This is a genomic window from Catellatospora sp. TT07R-123 (assembly GCF_018327705.1).
Classification (GTDB): Bacteria; Actinomycetota; Actinomycetes; order Mycobacteriales; family Micromonosporaceae; genus Catellatospora.
Genome location: NZ_BNEM01000002.1, coordinates 1,625,084 through 1,640,175, shown reverse-complemented (window position 1 = coordinate 1,640,175; position 15,092 = coordinate 1,625,084). Strand labels below are relative to the sequence as shown.

Genomic DNA, 15,092 nt, shown 5'->3' with positions numbered 1-15,092 from the left:
AGAACGCGAGCGGCGGTGTCACGGGTGGACCTCGTACGCGGTCGCGGTGAAGTCGGCGGGGTGGCCGCGGCCGTTGAGGTCCCAGACCCAGAGCCCGACGAAGGCGCCGGTGAAGCCCAGCGTGCCGATCGCGTCGCCGTCGAACTCGACCGCATGCTCGTCGGACAGGACGGTGGCGTCCAGCCGCGCGCCGAAGGGCCGCCACCGGTCGCCGTCGCGGAACCGGAACGACAGCTCGCCGTCGCGCAGGTCCAGCCCCAGCCGCACCGGCTCCGCGCCGGGCAGCGCGGCCGTCGGTGGGTGCACGGTCAGCACGCCCCGGTCCCGTGTGGCCGTACGCAGCACCCGGGCCCCCTCGTCGTCAGCCGTCAGATACAGCAGGTGCCAGTTGCGGCTGTTGTAGTACGCCGTGATCCCCGCGACGTGCTGGTGCCCCGCTGGCCGGAAGTCGACCTCGGCCTCGAACGAGCAGCGCGCCCCGGTGACCCGCCGCGCCACCAGGCTCTGCCCGGTGAAGCTCTGCGGCGACCGCCCGCCCCGGATCCGCAGGTGAGAGGGACGTTCGCCCAGCGACACCCAACTCGGATCGGCCGGGCGCCGCAGCGTCGACCACTGCGGACCCAGCCGCAACCCGTCGAACCCGTCGACCTCCAGCGGTCCGGCGATCTCAGCGGGCGCCGCGGCCAGGACCGGCGCCTCCAGGGACGGCAGCCCGTCGGCGACCGTCGGCCAGCCGTCGTCGGACCAGCTCACCCGGGTGAGGGCGGTCTCGCGGCCCAGGACGCACGGGCCCCGCGAACCCTGCGGCCGCGCGACCAGGTACGCGAGGTGCCAGTCCCCGGCCGCGTCCTGCACCAGGCTGCCGTGCCCGGCCTTCTGGAGCGGCCAGTCGGGCCGGTGCCGGGCGGTCAGCAGCGGACCGTCCGGGTCGCGTTCGTACGGCCCGGCCAGCGCCCGCGACCGACACACGCTCACCTGGTGGTCGTACCCGGTGCCGCCGTCGGCGGTGAGCAGGTAGTACCAACCGTCGTGCCGGTACAGGTTCGGCCCCTCGATCCACCCCGCGCCCGGCGGCAGCTCCAGCCGCACCGGCTCGCCCACCAGGCGGCGGCTCGCCCGGTCATACCGGATCGCCTCCAGCCCGGCCGAGCCTCCGTGCCGGGGCCGCCAGTCGTGCACCAGGTTGAGCAGCCAGCTCGCCTCGCCGTCATGGAACAGCGAGGCGTCGAACCCGCGGGCGTGCAGCAGCACCGGATCGGACCACGGCCCATCGATCGACGGCGCGGTGACCAGGTGGTTGACGCAGTCGGTGAACCCGCCCGAGTACGTCGAGACATTGCCGTAGACCAGGTGGAACAGCCCGTCGGCGTACGTGAGGTTGGGCGCCCACACCCCGCCCGAGTCCGGGCAGCCGGTCAGGTCGAGCAGCCGCGGGCTGTCGAGGATCCCGCCCAGCGGCGTCCAGTGCGCCAGGTCGCGGGAGTGGTGCACGCGTACGCCCGGATACCACTCGAAGGTGGAGGTGGCGAGGTAGAAGTCGGCGCCGACACGGACGATCGACGGGTCGGGGTGCGAGCCCGGCAGCACCGGATTGGGCGGCATCGTCCGACCGTAGCCCCCGGTCGCGGCCGGGCCGGCCGGGGCAGGAGGCCGTCCACATCGCGGCACCGGCGAGCCGATCCGATATAGGCTTGAACTGCCTGTATGCGCACCGTTGGAGGAGATCATGGATGTCCTCTTGCTGATCGGCCGGATCCTGCTCGCGCTGATCTTCCTGGGCTCCGGCATCAACCACCTCGCCAAGCCCCACGACGTCGTCGGCTACTCCGAGTACCGCAACGCGCCCGTGGCGGCGGGCATGGTGCGCGCGACCGGCGCCTGGATCCTGCTCGGCGGACTGTCGGTCGCGCTCGGAATCCTCGGCGACCTCGGCGTGCTGATGCTCATCCTGTTCCTGCTGGCCACCGCGTTCCGGGTGCACCACTTCTGGACCGACACCGATCCGGCGGTCAAGGCGACCGAGCTGGCGATGTTCATGAAGAACATCGCGATCGTCGGCGGCCTGCTGCTCGCGTTCGTGCTGTTCCGCACCGAGACGGCCGGCTGGACGCTGACCGGGCCGATGTTCTGACCGAACAGAGATCGCCGGAGAGGTTTGGGCCAGGTCGGCGCCGGGTACTAGGCGTCCGGCAGCCGACCTCTCCCCGAGCAGCGTGGGAGCCCGCCGTTAGCCGCGTTCCGACCGGGCATCCGGGCGCGGCCACCCTGCGGAGTAACCGGTTGCCCGGGTGGTTCGGTCACCCGCCTGCGTGGCGGGAGGCGTCGAGCGACAGCCCAGCCGCCGCGCCCCCGGCGGCTGGGCTTGATCCCGTTCCGGCGCAGGACGGGCCACCAGGCAGGAGGCGCAGGACGCCACCAGGCAGGACGTGCCGGGGTTAGCCTGAAGGCGCGAGCTGCGCGGTCGGCCGGCTAGGGCGGTCGTGCACGGTATGCCGCCGCAGGCGAAGGCCGTAAGGAGGCCGCCAGATGCAGACCCTGGAGCGCCCGATCACCGTCGGGATCGACGGGACCACCACCTCCCAGCCCGCGATCGCGTGGGCGGCCGACGCCGCGCAACGCCACGCCGTGCCGTTGCGGCTCGTCTACGTGATCGACTCGCCCGGCCCGCGCGTCGGGTACGACTACATCTCGCACGAGCTCGACGACGCGGGCGCCGAGGCCGCCGCCCGTGCCCGCGACCAGGCCCTAGCGGGTCACCCCGGCCTGACCGTGCAGACGGCCACCGTCAACGACGACAGCACGCACGCGCTCATCAACGAGTCCGACCACGCCAGCATGATCGTGGTCGGCAGCCGCGGCCACAGCGGCTTCTACGACATGGTCGTCGGCTCCACCAGCCTGCACACCGCGATGCACGCGCACTGCCCGGTCGCGGTGATCCGCCCGCGCACCGTCGACGCGGACAACCCGGCGCACGGCCGCGTCGTCGTCGGGGTCGGTGACTCGCCGCACGCGGCGCAGGCGCTGGGTGCGGCGTTCGAGGAGGCCGCGCTGCGCGGGGTCGGGCTCACCGCCGTACACGTGCGGCACGGCCGGGACGACCGGTCGGACCTGGACGCGATGCTGGCTCCGTGGAGCAGCCGCCATCCCGCGGTGGACGTGGTGGAGGTGACGCCGTCCGGTGACGCGGCCAAGACCCTGATCCAGCTGTCGCAGGGCGCCGAGCTGTTCGTGTGCGGCTGCCGGGGCCACGGCGGCATCACCGGGCTGCTGCGCGGCTCGACCAGCCAGGCGATGCTGCACCACGCGGGCTGCCCGGTGCTGGTCGTGCACGACCACGACCAGGTCGCCTGAGCCGGATAACGGCTCGAACCGTCCGGCGGTGCCGGGGGACGATGGCGCGATGCGCATCCGAGCGGTTCGCGAGGCCGAGCTACCCGTACTGCAAGACATCGAGCGGGCCGCCGGGGAATGGTTCCGCGGCATCGGCATGCCGGAGATCGCGGAGGACGAACCCCTGCCCCTCGACGTGCTCGCAGGCTACCGGCAGGCAGGCCGCGCCTGGGTCGCCGCTGACGCCGCCGCCGATGCGGCCGTCGGCTACCTCATCGCCGACGTGGTCGACGGCAATCTCCACGTCGAGCAGGTGTCGGTCCATCCCGGCTGCGCCCGCCGGGGGGTGGGCCGACGGCTGCTCGACCACCTCGCGGAACACGCGGCGGCCGACGGCGTGCCGGCGCTCACCCTCACCACTTTCGCCGACGTTCCGTGGAACGGCCCGTACTACCGCCGGTGCGGGTTCGTCGTCCTCGACGACGGCGAGATCACACCGGGACTACGGGCCGTCCGCGAACGCGAGGCCGCACACGGCCTGGACCGGTGGCCCCGCGTGTGCATGCGCAGGATGCTGCCGCGCACGTCCCGGCAGTTTCTGCGGTCAGGTCACACGACCCAGAGCTCCCAGATGTAGTTGCTCTCCTGGCAGTAGTAGCCGGAGTTCCAGTGGGAGAGCAGGTAGTCCTGACCGGCGGTCTCGCAGGAGTTGGCGTCGACGTAGTAGCCCTGGAAGGTGTACCTGGGCGGGCGGGCGAAGGCTGGTGTGGCGGGCAGCGCTGCCGCGAGTCCGATGGTGAGGCCGAGCAGGCCGGCGACCGTCGTCCGGCGCGCGGCTTTGGTGAGCGTCATGACGCCTCCGTCGAAATAAATAGATATACATAACTGTATCAATCTTCGTGTCGGGTTCTCAACGTGCAGAGGTATGGCTGGGTATACCCGGGAACTCCGCCCAGACGGCTGGGGCCGCGCCGCCGCCGCCGATAACGTGGTCACGTGCCTGTTGATCAATATCTGTTCCCGGCGCTGCGGCGCCGCCGGTTCCTCCTGTCCGCCTGGCCGTGGCGCGCCCTGGCCTACCTGGCCACCACCGTCCCGGTCGCGGCCGTCGTCGCGCCCGGTGTGGCCCTGGTCGCGCTGCTCTGGTGGAACATCGGCCACCGGCTGGTGCAGAGCCAGCCGCTGCGGGGCATCGACCTCGTCGCGCCGGTCGTGTGCACCGTGCTGGCCCTGCTCGCCGCACCCCTGCTGTCGGTCCCGCTGGCCGCGCTCGAACGGTGGCGGCTCGGCCTGGTCGACTCCCGTCCGGTCACGTCCGCGCACCGGCCCGCCCGCGACGCGCTGACCTGGCTCAGCACTCGCTACACCGAGGCCGCGACCTGGCGCGAGGTGCTGTACGCCACCGTCCTCGGCGGCCTCGTCCCCCTCGCGTACGGCCTGGTCGGGCTGCTGCTCTTCGTCGAGCTGGCCTTCCTGACCGGCCCGTTCCTGATCCCGGCCGGCGAGGGCCCGATCGCGCTGGGCGCCACGACCGTCGACACGCCGCAGGCGGCCATCCCGTACGCCCTGGTCGCCCTGGCCCTGCTGCCCGCCGTGCCGTACCTGCTGAGCCTGGTCGCGGCCGGGCAGGCCGCGCTGGCCAGAGCGCTGCTCGGCACCGCACCCGGCGGCGAGGCGACCGCGCTGCGCGAGGTCGCCCGCTCCCGCGCCCGGCTGATGACCGCGTACGAGGCCGAGCGCAGCCGCATCGAACGCGACCTGCACGACGGCGTCCAGCACCGCCTCACCAGCCTCACCCTCCAGCTGTCGCTGGCCCGCCTGGACACCGCCGCCGACTCGCCCGCCGCCGCGCCGCTGGCCCGCGCCCACGAGCAGGCCAAGGAGCTGATGACCGTGCTGCGCGACCTGATCCACGGCATCGCCCCGCAGACCCTGCGCGACCTCGGACTGCCTGCCGCCCTGCGCGAACTGGCCGACCGCTCGCCGATCCCGGTCACCGTGACCGTCGCCGAGCGGGCCACCGGCCGCCTGCCGGAGCTGGTCGAGAACACCGCCTACTTCGCCGTCTCCGAGGCGCTGGCCAACACCGCCAAGCACGCCGGGGCCACCCGTGCCGAGGTGAGCGCGGACCGCGACGGCGACCTGCTGGTGCTCCAGGTGCGCGACGACGGCCGCGGCGGCGCCGACCCCGCCCGCGGCACCGGCCTGTCGGGGCTGGCCGACCGGGTCGCCACGGTACGCGGGCGGCTGCTGCTGGCCAGCCCGGTGGGCGGGCCTACCCTGGTCCGGGTGGAGCTGCCGTGCACGCTGTGACCAGGGTGGTCCTTGCCGAGGACGGCGTCCTGCTGCGCGAGGGGCTGACCGGGGTGCTGGCCCGGTTCGGGTTCGAGGTCGTGGCCGCCGTCGGCGACGCCGACAGCCTGCTGCGGGCCGCGGCCGAGCACCGGCCGGACCTGGTGGTGACCGACATCCGGATGCCGCCCGGGCAGTCCGACGAGGGCCTGCGCGCGGCCGCGGCCCTGCGCCGCGACCGCCCCGACCTGGCCGTGGTGGTGCTCAGCCAGTACGTCCAGCCCGAGTACGCCGCGACGCTGCTCGACACCGGCGACGGGCATCGCCTCGGCTACCTGCTCAAGGACCGGGTCGCCGACCTGGAGGACTTCGTCGCCGCGCTGCGGACCGTGGTCGGCGGCGGCACCGTGATCGACCCCGAGGTGGTCCGGCGGCTGATGCTGCGTCCGCGCGACCCGCTGGCGGCCCTGTCCGCCCGGGAGCGCGAGGTGCTGGCGCTGGTCGCCGAGGGCCACTCGAACGCGGCCATCGCCCGGCGGCTGTTCGTGACCGAGGCCGCGGTGGGCAAGCACATCGGCAGCATCCTGGCCAAACTCGACCTGCCGCCCACCGACGACAGCAACCGCCGGGTGCTGGCGGTGCTGACGTACCTGCGGGCGGCCGCCTAGGCCCGTTCGAGGGCGGTGCGGTCCCAAGCGGCGAGGTCGGCGGCGTACTCGTAGGTGTGCTGGAGGAACTCCAGCAGCACGGCGTCGGGGTCGTCGGCCCGCGCCACGGTCTCGTACGGCAGCAGGAACTCGCCCAACTGCGCGTCGTAGCGCCCGGCCGGCGGCACCCGGTCACCGAACCCGGGCGGCTCCGGGTAGGCGTACGCGTAGAAGCTGCCCTGCCCGCCGCCGCCCGGCCAGTATCCGCAGCTGCTCACCTCGTGGCTGTAGGCCTCGTGGCTGACCCGGTCGGGGCAGTTGGGCACCCCGCCCGGGTGCAGCGGCGCGGGCCGCCCCGAGAACCGGGTCACCGCCAGGTCGAACGCGCCCCAGAAGAAGTGCACCGGGCTGACCTTGCCGACGAACCGCGACCGGAACCGCGTGAACACGCGGTGCGCCTGCACCAGCGAGATCCAGAACGCGTGCGCGAACTCCGGGTCGTAGGCGCAGTGCTGCCGGTCGTCGGCGAACGGCACCACCTCCGGCAGCTCGACGGGCCGTCCCATCAGGTCGATCTGGATGTCGAGATCGGCCAGCCGCGCCAGCACGTCGGCGTAGAAGTCGGCCACGGACCGCCCCCGCAGGTCGACCTCGGCGGTGCGGCCGTCGGTGGTGCGCAGTTCGAGCACGTGCCGCCGGAAGTCGAAGACCATCTCCAGACCGATGGCGCCGTACGGCATCAGCGAGGTCGTCAGGCCGCGGGCGTCGACGTACAGCGGCACCTGCCACCAGTGGTTGACCATCGGCTCCAGGGCGAGCCGCACCTTGCCCACGACCTGCGTCCACAGCTGCATCGTGTCGCGGGTGTCCGACCACCGGGCCAGCGGCAGCTCGGGCCACGCACCCCGCGACGTCGCCGCCGGCCCCGGTGTCACCGCAGGTCCCGGCCTTGCGAACCCGGATCGGGCTCCAGCCGGTACACGCAGATCTGCTCCAGTTCGGCGTCGACGAACGCCTGCGCGTCCGGGGCCGGGTAGGCCGCCAGCAGGGTCAGCCCGTGGGTGGGCAGATGCCCCCGGTCGGGGTCGCCGAGCAGCACCTGCGCGCCGTCGGCCGCGGCGCGGCGCAGGAAGGCGAGCATCCGCTCGGCGACCTGCGACTGGTAGAGCACATCGCCGGCCAGCACGATGTCGGCGTCGGCGGGCCCGTCGAGCAGATCGCCCAGGCGGGCGGTGACGGACGCGCCGTTGGCGCGGGCGTTGTGCGCGATGGCGGTGATCGCGTACGGGTCGATGTCGTTGGCCTCGGCCAGCATCGCCCCCGCCTGCGCCGCCGCGATCGCGGCCAGCCCCGAACCCGACGCCAGGTCCAGCACCCGGCGCCCGGCCACCGTCTGCGGATGGTCGAGCAGGTAGCGGGCCAGCGCCTGGCCGCCCGCCCACGCCGACGCCCAGTACGGCGCCGCGAGGCTGCTCCCGACCTCCGCCTCCATCCGGGCCCACCACACGATCGAGTCGACGGCGGTGTACAGCTGTATCTCGGGTACCAGCGGCACCGGGGTCAACCGCAGCCCGTCCAGGCCGTCGGCTCCGGACATGCGCAGTTCACGTTCTAGGTTGACGACTCCCGCTCGGCTCATCACCCCCACAGCATGCCCGCTCCGACCCCGGATTCACGGCAGATCATGACTTCCGCGACACAAAACGCCGCCGAATCGTGCCCCGGGGCGCTAGGGTCAGTTGCACGTGGGGCGGGGGTCGCGCCGCGACAAGAGGCACACCGCCACACCGTTGAAGGAGAAGAACGGCATGCCAACAGGCACTGTGAAGTGGTTCAACTCGGAAAAGGGCTTCGGCTTCATCGAGCAGGACGGTGGCGGACCTGACGTGTTCGTCCACTACTCGGCGATCACCGGCGGCGGCTACCGCGAGCTCCAGGAGGGCCAAAAGGTGGACTTCGAGGTGACGCAGGGTCAGAAGGGACCGCAGGCGGCCAACGTACGTCCGCTCTGAAGGCCGTGGGCGGCCGCCGCACGGCGGCCGTCCACAACTGATCGAACTCGAACGGGAACGGGTCTGGACCGCGAGGTCCGGCCCGTTCTCCTCGTCCCGTCCGGCGAACAGGGCCTGCCGACAGCCTCCATCGGCTGCTCAGACGCGGATTCGGACCGCCGACACCGACCCCTTGCCCAGGACCAGGATCCGGTCGGCGTCCAGGTTCCGTACCGCCAAGATCTTTCGGTCGATCCTGACGCGACCCAGTCGGCCCCCCTCGGGGGTGAGCAGGGTCAGGTGCCCCTCGGAGTCGGCCACGACGTGCCCGGCCCGGACAGCGGCGGCACCGGCGAACCGGCCCGCCGGCGTTACCCGCGCGCACGGTCGCCCATCGCCGTCGAGCAGGAGCGCGTCACGGCCGTCCGGGAGCCAGATCTGCCCGCCGACGACCACGGGCGGCCTGCCGTAGAAAGCCTGACTGAGCTGCCGAAACCGGCCATCGGCAGGTCGCAGCTCCCACAGCGCGGTCTGGCCGGACAGCAGCACCCGTTCATCGTCGAACCGCACGAACACCGGTTCCGCGTCGTACTCGCGTACCGGCTCCGGCAGCTCGCCCACCAGCTCCGCCTCGCCGGTACGCGGATCGACCGCCTGGACCCGACCGGTGCCGGCCTCGGCGACCAGCACGGAGCCGCCGGAGGCGAACGGCTCCTGGACCGCCACCGGGGCCGGGGTCCGCCACAGTCGTTCCCCTGTGACCGGCTCGAACGCCGTCATCGGGGTGTAGCCGCGCCAGCCGCCCACCAGGACGGCCGATGTGGTCACGGTCAGGTGGCCGGTGTACCGGGCGAGCCCGGCCCGCCAGCGGACCGCGCCATGGACGGCGTCGAGGCAGATCAGGTCCGACGGCGTCTGCGGCAGGACCAGGCAGCTTCCCGGCCCGTGCGCGAGCCCGTAGGGCCAGGTGCCGGCGGGGACGTCCCAGTTGACGGTGCCGTCGTGTGGATCGAGGCACACCAGGCGGCTGATCCGCGCCGTGACCACCAGCCGGCCGTCGCCCAGCGTCCACCGGCTGCCGCGCTGGTGCAGGTCGTGCCGCCACTCCACCTCACTGATCACCTCGGCATCGAACCAGCTCCGCCGAGCCGCGGCCAAGCCGTTTGTGGTCCGCCGAGTTGCCGGGCAATCGGGCGTATCTTGGCGGCTCTTTCGCCCGATTGCCCGGCAACTTGCGTGATCTTGGGGGCTGGGGATGCGTCGGCGCGGGTAGAATCGATCTTCAGGACTACGCGAAGGCGGTCGAGAGATGCAGCCGATGACGCCGATGTACCGCGACGAGCAGGACCTGAACCAGGACGTGCGGGCCGCCTGCGTGCGCGCCTGCAACACCTGCGCCGAGGCGTGCAACGCCTGCGCGGACGCCTGCCTGGGCGAACCCGAGGTCGCCGACCTGGTCCGGTGCATCCGTACGAACCTCGACTGCGCCGACATGTGCGCCACCGCGGCCGAGGTGCTGGACCGGTTCCGGGGCGACCACCCCGAACTGGTGCGGGCCGTGCTGGACGCGTGCGCGGTCGTGTCGGCGGTCTGCGCCGACGAGACCCGCCTCAACGCCGACCGGTACGCCCACTGCAAGGCCGCCGTCGACGCCTGCGAGCGGTGCGCCGCCGCCTGCGCCGCGATGCTGCGCGAGCCGGTCCTGCTCTGACCTGCCCGTTCCTGCCCGCGCCACCGGGCGCGCCCGCGAGACTGGGCACCGGAGGTGGTGGCGATGAGCGAGCGGATGAACCTGGGCAAGGTCGCACCGGACGGCTACCGGATCCTGTTCGAGCTGGAGCGGTACCTGCACGCGAACCTGGACTCCCGGCTGCTGAACCTGGTCAAGCTGCGCGCGTCGATGGTCAACGGCTGCGGCTACTGCGTCGACCAGCACGGCACGGACCTGCTCAAGGCGGGTGAGGACGTGCGCCGGGTGCTCGGGGTGTCGGCGTGGCGGGAGTTCCCGTTCGACGAGCGCGACCGGGTGGTGCTGGCGCTGACCGACGAGGTGACCCGCATCGCCGAGCACGGCGTGTCCGACGAGGTGTGGAACGGCGCCCGCGCCCACTTCAGCGAGAAGGAGCTGGCCGACCTGATCCTGGCCATCGGCGCGATCAACCTGTGGAACCGCATCGGCGTCAGCACCGACCTGCAACCGGCCCTCTGACCCGCGTACGCGAACAGGGGCGCCCCGCCGCAGCGGAACGCCCCCTCCGGTATCGCCGGTCAGACCGTCGCGAGGCGCGGACCGGCCGGGACCTCGCCGCTGTCCTGCACCGGGCGCAGCGCCACGGCGAGCACATCGGCCACGTCGGACAGCACGTGGATCTTCAGCTCCCGGCGGACGTCCTCGGGCAGGTCGTCCAGGTCGGGCTCGTTGCGCGCCGGGATGACGATCTCGGTCAGCCCGGCCCGGTGCGCGGCCAGCAGCTTCTGCTTGACCCCGCCGATCGGCAGCACCCGGCCGTTGAGGGTCACCTCGCCGGTCATGCCGACCTCCGGCCGCACCGGCCGGCCCGAGGCCAGCGACGCCAGCGCGGTCACCATGGTGATACCGGCGCTGGGGCCGTCCTTGGGCACCGCGCCCGCGGGCACGTGCAGGTGGATGCGGCGCCCGGCCAGCGAGTTGGGGTCCAGGCCGAACCGGCGCCCGTTGGCGCGCAGGTACGACAGCGCGATGTGCGCCGACTCCTTCATCACGTCGCCGAGCTGCCCGGTCAGGGTCAGCCCCGGCTCGCCCTCCATCGAGGTGGCCTCGATGAACAGCACGTCGCCGCCGGTGCCGGTGACCGCCAGGCCGGTGGCCGTGCCGGGTGTCGCGGTCCGCTCCGCGGACTCGGGCGTGAACCGGGGACGGCCCAGGTATTCCTTCAGGTCCGCCTCGGACACGTGCACCGGTTCGTCGGTGCCGGACAGCTTGACCGCGACCTTGCGCAGGATGCGCCCGATCGAGCGCTCCAGCTGCCGTACGCCCGCCTCGCGGGTGTATTCGGCCGCGACCGACCGCAGCGCGTCCTCGCCGACCGTGACCTCCTCGGCGGTCAGGCCCGCGCGCTCCAGCTGCCGCGGCAGCAGGTGGTCGCGGGCGATGGCGACCTTCTCCCGCTCGGTGTAGCCGTCCAGGGTGACCAGCTCCATCCGGTCCAGCAGCGGGCCGGGGATGGTCTCCACCACGTTCGCGGTGGCCAGGAACAGCACGTCGGACAGGTCGAGGTCGACCTCCAGGTAGTGGTCGCGGAACGTGTGGTTCTGCGCCGGGTCCAGCACCTCCAGCAGGGCGGCGGCCGGGTCGCCGGCGAAGCCGACGGCCAGCTTGTCCACCTCGTCGAGCAGCACGACCGGGTTCATCGAACCGGCCTCGCGCAGCGCCCGCACGATCCGGCCGGGCAGCGCCCCGACGTACGTGCGCCGGTGGCCGCGGATCTCGGCCTCGTCGCGTACGCCGCCCAGCGACACCCGGACGAACTTGCGGCCCAGCGCCCGCGCGACCGACTCGCCCAGGCTGGTCTTGCCCACCCCGGGCGGCCCGGCCAGGGCCAGCACCGCGCCCGAGCCGCGCCCGCCGACGACCTCCAGGTGCCTGGCGGCACGCCGGTTGCGCACGGCCAGGTACTCCAGGATCCGGTCCTTCACGTCGTCCAGTCCGGTGTGGTCGGCGTCGAGCACCGCCCGCGCCTGCGCCAGATCGGTGTCGTCCTGGGTGGTCACGCCCCACGGCATCTCCAGCACCGTGTCCAGCCAGGTGCGGATCCAGCCCGTCTCCGGGGAGGCGTCGCTGGCCCGTTCCAGCTTGCCGACCTCGCGCAGCGCCGCCTCGCGGACCTTCTCCGGCAGATCGGCGGCCTCGACCCGGGCCCGGTAGTCGGCCGAGCCCTCGGGCTCGTCCTCGCCGAGCTCCTTGCGGATCGCGACCAGCTGCTGGCGCAGCAGGAACTCGCGCTGGGACTTCTCCAGCCCCTCGCGCACGTCGTTACTGATCTTGTTGGCGACCTCCTGCTCGGTCAGGTGCTCGCGCGCCCAGCCGACCAGCAGTTCGAGCCGGGAGGTGACGTCGGGGGAGCCGAGCAGCTCGACCTTCTGCGCCAGGGTCAGCCAGGGGGCGTAGCCGGCCGAGTCGGCCAGCTCCGACAGGTCGGTCATCCGCTCGACGGCGTCGACGACCTGCCAGGCGCCGCGCTCGGACAGCATCGACGTGACCAGCGCCTTGTACTCGCGGGCCAGCTCGCGGGCCTTGCCCGCCGGTTCGGGGTCGGCGACCACCGTGGCCTCGACCCACAGCGCCGCGCCGGGGCCGGGCACGCCGGAGCCGATCCGCGCGCGGGTCACGCCGCGGATCACCGCGACGAGTTCGCCGCTGGGCAGCCGGCCGACCTTCTCGATGATCGCGGTGACGCCGTACGAGCCGTAGTCGCCGTCGAGGCGGGGGACGGCCAGCACGGTCTTGTCGCCCGCAGCCCGCGCGGCGTCGACGGCGGCCTGGACGTCGGGGTCGAGCGCGACCTGCGCGACCATCCTGGGCAGCAGAACGGCGTCGTCGAGCGGGAGGACGGGGAGTGTGGTCATTATCAGACACCTGCCATTCGCTACTTGAGTCTGCTCGGCTCAAGTTCGCCACCACCCCCGTTGTTCCCCCCGTCCTCCCCCCTGTGACCCAGGTCACTCCCACCCCTCCACCACCCCCGGCCCCGCCCCCTCCCGAGGCGTCGATCATGAACCTATGGCCGTGTTCGACGGCGTGTCGTGTGCACAACTCCCTGATCGACTGCGGCTGACCCGAGGTTCGCGCCGCCCCGCCCCAGACTCTGGCCGCAGCTGACGATCTTGGTGGGGTGATCGCTGTCCGCGGTCATAAGGCGCTGCCCGAGGACACCCTCTGACCGCAAACAGCGATCTTCGGACGACCCGCCAGCGTCGGGCTCGGCTGCGGGGGGCGGGTCGTCAGGGGGGCCGGTCGTCAGGGGGGTGGGTCGCCAGGGGTGGGTCAGCAGTGCCCGACCGGGATGTAGTGATTCGGCTCCTCCGGACCCGGCCCGCCGCCGACGGGGGCAGGTGCCGACACGACAGCGGGCTCCAGTGCGACGGCGGGCTCGGATTCGGGCGCGGCGGGTGCTGCCGCACGGAACTCCAGCCAGGTCATGGCCAGCGTGGTGATCACCGGCATCACCAGGTATGACGAGGCCACGTCGGTGAAGTAGACGTCGAGCCCGACGGTGAACGCTCCGGCGAGGTAGAGCACCAGGTCCAGCGCGACGCATACCGCCGCCCAGGCGGCGCCCACCAGCGCGGCCGCGACGGGCGTCATCGCCGGACGGTGGGACAGGTGCCGGATGGTGGCGCCCAGCACCGCCGCCACCAGCACGGTCAGCTTGATCGACTCGTACAGCGCCTCGTGCTTGCCCTCGGCGGGCAGCAGGATCAGCGAGATGGCCACCAGGGCGGCCCACACCGCGCACCCGTAGACGACGACACGCTTCATGTGAGGCACCTTTCGAGTGTTACGTCCGGTTCATTCAGTACAACTAGCAACGTTCCGGGCGGGCACGGTCGCGAGCCAGACTCTGCGCATACCCCAAAATGGTCTCTTGCGCCGACTGGTCTGTAATGCAAAGCTAACTGCATGGCAAACGAATCCGTCCCCCAGGCGGACAACCCGCGAGAGTTGCTCGCGTCAGTGCGCGACCTGACCCGTCAGGTCCGGGCCGCCCAGCGGGGCACCTGGTTCCCGCTGCTGGTCTTCGCCGTGGTCACCCTGGCCGCGATCCCCGTCTACCGGTTCGTCCCGTACCTCGACGTGTTCGGCCGCTGCCAGTCCCGGCCCGACCACACGGTCTGCCCCGCGCCCAACCCGGCCGTGCTCGCCTACTGGACTGTCGCGCTGGTGCTCGCCTACGCGGCGATCGCGGCCTTCTACGTACGGCAGTCGCGGCGGCGCGGCGTGGGCACCGCGATCCGTCCGTACATCACCGCCGGTGTCGTGCTCGCCGTCCTGATGGCAGGCGTGTCGGTCTGGCTGATGTTCCACCCGGTGCTGCCCGTTCCCGCCGACGTGTTCGCCGTCGACCGCGGCGAGGTCGAGATCGGACCGGCGGGCTGGCTCGTCAACGCGCTGACCAGCCCCATGGCGGTGATCGGGCTGGCGCTGCTGGTGCTCGCGTGGGTCGAGCGCCACCGGTTGCTGCTGGCGTACAGCCTGGGCTTCCTGGCCGTCGGTGTGATCATCGGCAGCCGGTTCATCCACGCCACCTCGCGGTGGTTCTTCCTGCCGCAGCTGCTCGTCCCGGCAGCGCTGCTGCTGGCGGGCGCCGCCGCCTTCGCCCTGTTCCGGCCGAACGCCGAGGCCCGGGCGTGATGACCGACCACCCCACCAACGGCCTGGACGACGTGGTCCACCAGCGCGTCCGGCTGGGCATCCTGGCCATCACCCACCAGGCCCGGCAGGTGGAGTTCGGGTTCCTGCGCGACACGCTGAAGCTGACCGCCGGCAACCTGGGCCAGCACCTGACGGTGCTGGAGAAGGCCGAGCTGATCGAGATCGAGAAGGGGTACGAGGGCAAGCGCCCCCGCACCTGGGTCACCCTCACCGCGGCCGGCCAGACCGCCCTGCGCGACGAGATCGCCCACCTCAAACAGCTCATCCACCAGGTCGAACTGTCCGACCCCCCGCCCGCCGCCGCCTGAGACCTCTCCCTCCTCCCCCCTCGCAAGTTGCCGGGCAATCGGGCGTATACGGGCCGCGTATACGCCCGATTGCCCGGCAACTTGGCCAAGGGCCGAGGGCCGAGGCCCG

General features: G+C 72.5%; 16 protein-coding genes and 1 pseudogene. 10 read left to right on the top strand and 7 right to left on the bottom strand.

What is annotated here, in order from left to right; genetic code table 11:
• Positions 1-18: 18 nt before the first annotated feature.
• Positions 19-1,602, bottom strand: coding sequence for a family 43 glycosylhydrolase (locus tag Cs7R123_RS27330; RefSeq protein WP_212830567.1), 1,584 nt, complete (start codon positions 1,600-1,602; stop codon positions 19-21).
• A 124-nt stretch (positions 1,603-1,726) separates the two neighbouring features.
• On the opposite strand from Cs7R123_RS27330, the gene Cs7R123_RS27325 reads away from it, so the two are divergent.
• The 3 genes from Cs7R123_RS27325 (at position 1,727) to Cs7R123_RS27315 (ending at position 3,970) form a co-directional block, all read left to right on the top strand.
• A complete protein-coding gene (locus tag Cs7R123_RS27325; protein ID WP_212830566.1) occupies positions 1,727-2,131 on the top strand; it encodes a DoxX family protein in 405 nt (134 codons plus the stop codon).
• A 395-nt stretch (positions 2,132-2,526) separates the two neighbouring features.
• Positions 2,527-3,354 (top strand): universal stress protein, encoded by an 828-nt coding sequence (locus Cs7R123_RS27320; protein WP_212830565.1) that lies wholly within the window; start codon positions 2,527-2,529, stop codon positions 3,352-3,354.
• 49 nt (positions 3,355-3,403) lie between these two features.
• A complete protein-coding gene (locus Cs7R123_RS27315) occupies positions 3,404-3,970 on the top strand; it encodes a GNAT family N-acetyltransferase (RefSeq protein WP_212830564.1) in 567 nt (188 codons plus the stop codon).
• Here the strand turns inward: Cs7R123_RS27315 and Cs7R123_RS27310 are convergent.
• Positions 3,943-4,185 (bottom strand): hypothetical protein, encoded by a 243-nt coding sequence (locus Cs7R123_RS27310; RefSeq protein ID WP_212830563.1) that lies wholly within the window; start codon positions 4,183-4,185, stop codon positions 3,943-3,945. The two genes, Cs7R123_RS27315 and Cs7R123_RS27310, sit on opposite strands and share 28 nt — an antisense overlap.
• Before the next feature lie 144 nt (positions 4,186-4,329).
• Here Cs7R123_RS27310 and Cs7R123_RS27305 point away from each other — a divergent pair, with 144 nt between their 5' ends.
• Entirely contained in the window at positions 4,330-5,646 is a 1,317-nt protein-coding gene (locus Cs7R123_RS27305) for a sensor domain-containing protein (protein WP_212830562.1), read from the top strand.
• Positions 5,634-6,300 (top strand): annotated as a pseudogene (locus tag Cs7R123_RS27300) (response regulator transcription factor); the annotation flags it as partial. The gene Cs7R123_RS27305 and the pseudogene Cs7R123_RS27300, both read left to right, overlap by 13 nt.
• Here the strand turns inward: Cs7R123_RS27300 and Cs7R123_RS27295 are convergent.
• Both Cs7R123_RS27295 and Cs7R123_RS27290 read right to left on the bottom strand, forming a co-directional pair.
• Positions 6,290-7,207 carry a DUF5996 family protein gene (locus tag Cs7R123_RS27295; RefSeq protein WP_212830560.1) on the bottom strand — a complete coding sequence of 306 codons (918 nt, stop codon included), beginning with the start codon at positions 7,205-7,207 and terminating at the stop codon, positions 6,290-6,292. The pseudogene Cs7R123_RS27300 and the gene Cs7R123_RS27295 sit on opposite strands and share 11 nt — an antisense overlap.
• Complete coding sequence (locus Cs7R123_RS27290) at positions 7,204-7,920, bottom strand: methyltransferase (RefSeq protein ID WP_374707034.1); 717 nt, start codon at positions 7,918-7,920, stop codon at positions 7,204-7,206. Before Cs7R123_RS27290 ends, Cs7R123_RS27295 begins: the two co-directional genes overlap by 4 nt.
• Positions 7,921-8,080: 160 nt before the next feature.
• On the opposite strand from Cs7R123_RS27290, the gene Cs7R123_RS27285 reads away from it, so the two are divergent.
• On the top strand, positions 8,081-8,284 hold the full coding sequence (locus Cs7R123_RS27285) for a cold-shock protein (RefSeq protein ID WP_212830558.1): 204 nt from the start codon (positions 8,081-8,083) through the stop codon (positions 8,282-8,284).
• A gap of 138 nt (positions 8,285-8,422) precedes the next feature.
• Here the strand turns inward: Cs7R123_RS27285 and Cs7R123_RS27280 are convergent, their stop codons facing one another.
• On the bottom strand, positions 8,423-9,385 hold the full coding sequence (locus Cs7R123_RS27280; RefSeq protein ID WP_212830557.1) for a PQQ-binding-like beta-propeller repeat protein: 963 nt from the start codon (positions 9,383-9,385) through the stop codon (positions 8,423-8,425).
• A 196-nt stretch (positions 9,386-9,581) separates the two neighbouring features.
• Between Cs7R123_RS27280 and Cs7R123_RS27275 the strand changes: the two genes are divergently transcribed.
• Both Cs7R123_RS27275 and Cs7R123_RS27270 read left to right on the top strand, forming a co-directional pair.
• A complete protein-coding gene (locus Cs7R123_RS27275) occupies positions 9,582-9,974 on the top strand; it encodes a four-helix bundle copper-binding protein (RefSeq protein WP_244872177.1) in 393 nt (130 codons plus the stop codon).
• A 63-nt stretch (positions 9,975-10,037) separates the two neighbouring features.
• On the top strand, positions 10,038-10,472 hold the full coding sequence (locus Cs7R123_RS27270; RefSeq protein WP_244872176.1) for a carboxymuconolactone decarboxylase family protein: 435 nt from the start codon (positions 10,038-10,040) through the stop codon (positions 10,470-10,472).
• A gap of 59 nt (positions 10,473-10,531) precedes the next feature.
• On the opposite strand, the gene lon is transcribed toward Cs7R123_RS27270, so the two are convergent.
• Together lon and Cs7R123_RS27260 are read right to left on the bottom strand one after the other, a co-directional pair.
• On the bottom strand, positions 10,532-12,868 hold the full coding sequence (gene lon, locus Cs7R123_RS27265) for an endopeptidase La (protein WP_212830555.1): 2,337 nt from the start codon (positions 12,866-12,868) through the stop codon (positions 10,532-10,534).
• Between the two features lie 418 nt (positions 12,869-13,286).
• Complete coding sequence (locus Cs7R123_RS27260) at positions 13,287-13,781, bottom strand: hypothetical protein (protein ID WP_212830554.1); 495 nt, start codon at positions 13,779-13,781, stop codon at positions 13,287-13,289.
• Between the two features lie 141 nt (positions 13,782-13,922).
• On the opposite strand from Cs7R123_RS27260, the gene Cs7R123_RS27255 reads away from it, so the two are divergent.
• Both Cs7R123_RS27255 and Cs7R123_RS27250 read left to right on the top strand, forming a co-directional pair.
• Complete coding sequence (locus tag Cs7R123_RS27255) at positions 13,923-14,654, top strand: hypothetical protein (protein ID WP_212830553.1); 732 nt, start codon at positions 13,923-13,925, stop codon at positions 14,652-14,654.
• Positions 14,654-14,983 carry a transcriptional regulator gene (locus Cs7R123_RS27250; RefSeq protein ID WP_212830552.1) on the top strand — a complete coding sequence of 110 codons (330 nt, stop codon included), beginning with the start codon at positions 14,654-14,656 and terminating at the stop codon, positions 14,981-14,983. The genes Cs7R123_RS27255 and Cs7R123_RS27250 overlap by 1 nt, the downstream gene beginning before the upstream one ends.
• The last annotated feature ends 109 nt before the right edge of the window (positions 14,984-15,092 follow it).

Coding starts and splice junctions, on each gene's coding strand:
- Cs7R123_RS27330 (WP_212830567.1), bottom strand. CDS start 1,602: ATGCCGCCCAATCCGGTGCTGCCGGGCTCGCACCCCGACCCGTCGATC.
- Cs7R123_RS27325 (WP_212830566.1), top strand. CDS start 1,727: ATGGATGTCCTCTTGCTGATCGGCCGGATCCTGCTCGCGCTGATCTTC.
- Cs7R123_RS27320 (WP_212830565.1), top strand. CDS start 2,527: ATGCAGACCCTGGAGCGCCCGATCACCGTCGGGATCGACGGGACCACC.
- Cs7R123_RS27315 (WP_212830564.1), top strand. CDS start 3,404: ATGCGCATCCGAGCGGTTCGCGAGGCCGAGCTACCCGTACTGCAAGAC.
- Cs7R123_RS27310 (WP_212830563.1), bottom strand. CDS start 4,185: ATGACGCTCACCAAAGCCGCGCGCCGGACGACGGTCGCCGGCCTGCTC.
- Cs7R123_RS27285 (WP_212830558.1), top strand. CDS start 8,081: ATGCCAACAGGCACTGTGAAGTGGTTCAACTCGGAAAAGGGCTTCGGC.
- Cs7R123_RS27275 (WP_244872177.1), top strand. CDS start 9,582: ATGACGCCGATGTACCGCGACGAGCAGGACCTGAACCAGGACGTGCGG.
- Cs7R123_RS27270 (WP_244872176.1), top strand. CDS start 10,038: ATGAGCGAGCGGATGAACCTGGGCAAGGTCGCACCGGACGGCTACCGG.
- lon (WP_212830555.1), bottom strand. CDS start 12,868: ATGACCACACTCCCCGTCCTCCCGCTCGACGACGCCGTTCTGCTGCCC.
- Cs7R123_RS27260 (WP_212830554.1), bottom strand. CDS start 13,781: ATGAAGCGTGTCGTCGTCTACGGGTGCGCGGTGTGGGCCGCCCTGGTG.
- Cs7R123_RS27255 (WP_212830553.1), top strand. CDS start 13,923: ATGGCAAACGAATCCGTCCCCCAGGCGGACAACCCGCGAGAGTTGCTC.
- Cs7R123_RS27250 (WP_212830552.1), top strand. CDS start 14,654: ATGACCGACCACCCCACCAACGGCCTGGACGACGTGGTCCACCAGCGC.